At 37.1% G+C, this 4,066-nt stretch carries 5 protein-coding genes; all 5 read left to right on the forward strand.

Annotation, left to right across the window (positions count from 1 at the left end; genetic code table 11):
- Positions 1–185, forward strand: a 185-nt coding sequence (locus tag BZK14_RS12165) for a rod shape-determining protein (RefSeq protein ID WP_171973727.1), incomplete at its 5' end; no start/stop codon positions are given.
- A gap of 6 nt (positions 186–191) precedes the next feature.
- Positions 192–1,073: a rod shape-determining protein MreC gene (gene mreC, locus BZK14_RS12170; protein ID WP_077926736.1), complete on the forward strand. Its 882-nt coding sequence runs from the start codon at positions 192–194 to the stop codon at positions 1,071–1,073.
- The gene (mreD, locus tag BZK14_RS12175; protein ID WP_077926737.1) at positions 1,070–1,552 is read left to right on the forward strand and encodes a rod shape-determining protein MreD; all 483 of its coding nucleotides are present in this window, start codon (positions 1,070–1,072) and stop codon (positions 1,550–1,552) included. The genes mreC and mreD overlap by 4 nt, the downstream gene beginning before the upstream one ends.
- A gap of 6 nt (positions 1,553–1,558) precedes the next feature.
- Positions 1,559–3,478, forward strand: coding sequence for a penicillin-binding protein 2 (gene mrdA / locus BZK14_RS12180; RefSeq protein ID WP_077926738.1), 1,920 nt, complete (start codon positions 1,559–1,561; stop codon positions 3,476–3,478).
- Positions 3,475–4,066, forward strand: a 592-nt coding sequence (locus BZK14_RS12185; protein ID WP_245831352.1) for an FtsW/RodA/SpoVE family cell cycle protein, incomplete at its 3' end; no start/stop codon positions are given. The genes mrdA and BZK14_RS12185, both read left to right, overlap by 4 nt.

Raw genomic sequence — 4,066 nt, forward strand, 5'->3', positions numbered from 1 at the left:
CTGAACGAGGCATTGTCATTACAGGTGGTGGCGCTTTATTACGTAACATTGACAAACTGATTGCCGAAGAAACAGGTTTAGATGCAATTATTGCTGATGATCCTCTGACCTGTGTTGTTCGTGGTGGCGGTAAAGCCCTAGAAATGCAAGGTCTTTATGGTTTAAATGCATTTGCACTCGAATAAACTTGAATGCGCACTGTATCAACACCAAAGAAACAATGGTTACCGAATCAGAGTATCATTACCATCAAAATGGTTTTGGCAACTCTTCTTTCGGTAATATTGCTATATGTTGATGCTCGAACAGATTATACAAAACCTACCAAAACAGCTGTCAATACAATCATTCACCCAATCAAACTATTGGCAGAATTACCAAGTTCTGCAGGTAAACACTTAAAAATATGGTTCAGTGACAAAGCGGAATTAATCGATACTATTAATAAATTACAAGATCGCCAATATACATTAGAATTTGAAGTTCAAAAAAATGCTTCATTGCTTGCTGAAAACCGTAGGCTACGATTATTATTACGTTCCTCTAATAATCTACAATATCCATCTATCATTGCTGAAATTATTGCAACCAACACCAATCCTTATCGCCATATTGTTGAGCTAAATAGAGGTGTTCAAGATTCCATAAAAGTTAATCAACCAATTATTGATACATCGGGAGTTGTGGGGCAAATCATAGATGCCGGTCCACTCTCTAGCCAAGCCCTATTGATCTCTGACCCACAGCACATTTTTTCCATACAAGTTAATCGTAATGGCATCAGAGGTCTAGCCCAAGGCACTGGTAGTTTTCAATCTTTGAATATTTTAAATATTCCAATTGAAGAAGATATCAAAGTAGGAGACCTACTAATTTCATCCGGTTTAGATCAACGTTTCCCTCAAGGCTACCCTGTTGCAGTTGTTGATAGCATAGAACATGATCCTACAAACCATTTTGCAAAAATTACCGCTAAGCCTACTGCTGAATTAAATAAAATCAGAGAAGTTTTAGTATTAAAATCTATCATTGCTCAACCACCAGCAACAACAATCAAAGAGGTGGCACCATGAGATATTATATTGCTTTATTCATTTCTATATTATTGGGCTTAACATTAGAGCTGATCTCTTTATCAAACTATTTAGAGCCATTTCGTCCACATTTTTTATTGATGATTGTACTTTTCTGGCTCTATTCCACAAAAAAACAATTCAGTATTGGTTCAGCATGGGCAGTTGGAATTTTAATGGATATAGCACTTATTTATCCACTAGGTATCAATGGCCTAACATTTGCTATCACTGCCTATATTACTAAACGTAATAATAAATGGCTATCACGCCTTTCCATTACTGAAATTTCAGCTGCTTTTGCTGGATTTTATATATTACAAATTGTATTATCCTTAGTTATCAACAATATGATGGGGCAAACCACTGGCTTTAACTTTTGGGTTTTTGGCTCAGTCGTTTCCTCTACATTACTTTGGCCTTTAGTATATACATTGCTCTATGAACTTTGTTATATCCTTAAAATCACCTCAAGATAAATAGCTATGTCATTCTTTTCACAGACAATTGAGCGCAAGAAAAAGAGCAAAGCACAGCTACAAAACATCTTTCGCAATCGAACATTCATTGTTATCTTATTAATATTAGTATGTTTTAGCTTACTATTAACACAACTTTTTCATTTACAAGTTAATTTACACAAAAAATATTCCACACTTTCTGATTCTAACCGAATTCAACTCATTCCTATGCCTCCAACACGAGGACATATATTTGATCGTAATGGTGTTGTACTTGCTACTAATATTCCCTCATTCAACCTCACCATTACACGGCAAAATATTTCACGTCCTGTCGATGAAATTATTCAAACTTTATCACAGTGGATTCCTATTTCTGAACAAGAAATTAGCAAATATCAACGCATCGATCGTGTTACATCACGTCAAACAGCTGTCCCCATCAAAGAACAATTAACAGAAGAAGAAATCAACACTCTTGCTGTGAACTTATACCAACTAGATGGCGTAGAAATTTCCTCTCAACTCACACGCTTCTATCCTGAATTGAATAGCGCCGTTCATGCATTGGGATATGTTGGCAGAATTGATACTCGTGACCTCAAAGATATCGAAGAAAAAAACATTCAAAATCAATATTTAACACTTACTCATATTGGCAAAAAAGGTGCCGAAAAAAGCTTTGAAGATATTTTACGTGGCACAATGGGATTTGAAGAAGTTGAAACCAACTCTAGTGGCAGGATCATTAGAAGATTAGAACAAACTCTCCCCACACCTGGGCAGGATATTTATTTAACATTAGATATTCGACTACAACGTGTCGCAGAAGAGATCTTAGGTGATCATACTGGTGCAATCGTAGCATTTGATCCTAAAACAGGGGAAGTTCTCGCTTTTGTTTCTAAGCCTGATTACAATCCGAACTTATTTGTCAATGGCATTAGCCATACAGACTTTAACAACCTAAACAATGACCCAGAAAAACCCTTTTTAAATCGTGTGATGCAAGGGCGCTACCCTCCTGGCTCTACAATCAAACCCCAAATTGCATTAGCGGGATTAGAACAAGGCATCATTACACCAACATCCACAGTCACTTGCCAAGGCTTTTATCAAGTACCAGGCAGCCAACATAAATTTAGAGATTGGCGTAAATGGGGACATGGAAAAGTTAATCTATATTTATCACTTGTACAATCATGTGATGTTTATTATTACGACTTAGCGTACAAAATGGGCATTACACCAATGACTGATTATTTAAAACAGTTCTCATTAGGAACACCAACAGGAATCGATTTATTAGGCGAAAGCCAAGGTGTATCCCCAACACCTAGCTATAAACGTAAAACCTTTAATCAACCATGGTTTGATGGTGAAACAGTAACAGCAGGTATCGGACAAAGTTATTGGTTAACAACACCTTTGCAAATTAATCAAGCCACAACAATTATTGCACAAAAAGGTCAAGCCTTTGTACCCCATATTTTAAAAGCAACACGCAATCCTGCAACCCAAGAACTAACACTCAAAAAACCAGTACCTATCGCACCGATTAATGTCAGCAAATCTGAATATTGGCAAGGTGTGATTGATGGCATGATTGGCGTCGTCCATGGCAATCAAGGCACTGCCCGACGCATAGCAAAAGGAATTAACTATCAAATCGCTGGCAAATCAGGCACAGCCCAAGTTAAATCTATAGCGCAAAATGCTGTCTATAATAAGGAAACTCTAGCCAAAAAACATCATGATCATGCATGGTTTACAGCATTTGCACCAGCAGATAACCCCTCCATTGTCGTGACAGTTTTCATAGAAAATGGCAATTCAGGTTCAGGCGTCGCTGCACCCTTAGCCAAAGAAGTCATTAACGCATGGATATCTGACTTTAAAACACCATTACAAACACCATCCACAAATACTCGGGCAGGTGAATGATGATACATCCTTATGATATCAATCAGCCCCTCAAACCCAAAGGGCTATTAGCACTCTTCCACTTAGACACAACTTTATTTTTATTATTACTAGCAGTTTGTGCTTGTGGGCTCACCATTTTATATAGTGCCTCAGGCGGGAACTTTTCAGTGGTACAAGCACAAGCTGTGCGCATGGGTATTGGTATATTTGCAATGCTAATATTAGCCTTTACCCCTCCTTACATTATTAAAAACCTAACACCAATCTTTTTCACCATCAGTATCATATCCTTAGTTCTGATTTATTTTATAGGTGTTGAGGTTAATGGTTCTCATCGTTGGTTAGATCTAAAAATCATTCGTTTTCAGCCCTCTGAGTTAATGAAATTATCTGCACCAATGATGGTTGCTTACTACCTAAGTAATCGCAATTTACCACCTAGTTTTTTTGTTATTATAACGGCATTCATTATAACCATAGCACCCTTTGTCTTAGTACTATACCAACCTGATTTAGGAACAGCATTGCTGATTTTATTTGCGTGCATTACTGCTATATTTTTCAGCGGACTTCAATGGCGATATATTATTTTAGCCATCATTTTAA

The sequence above is a fragment of the Wohlfahrtiimonas larvae genome (assembly GCF_002006755.1).
Taxonomy (GTDB): domain Bacteria; phylum Pseudomonadota; class Gammaproteobacteria; order Cardiobacteriales; family Wohlfahrtiimonadaceae; genus Wohlfahrtiimonas; species Wohlfahrtiimonas larvae.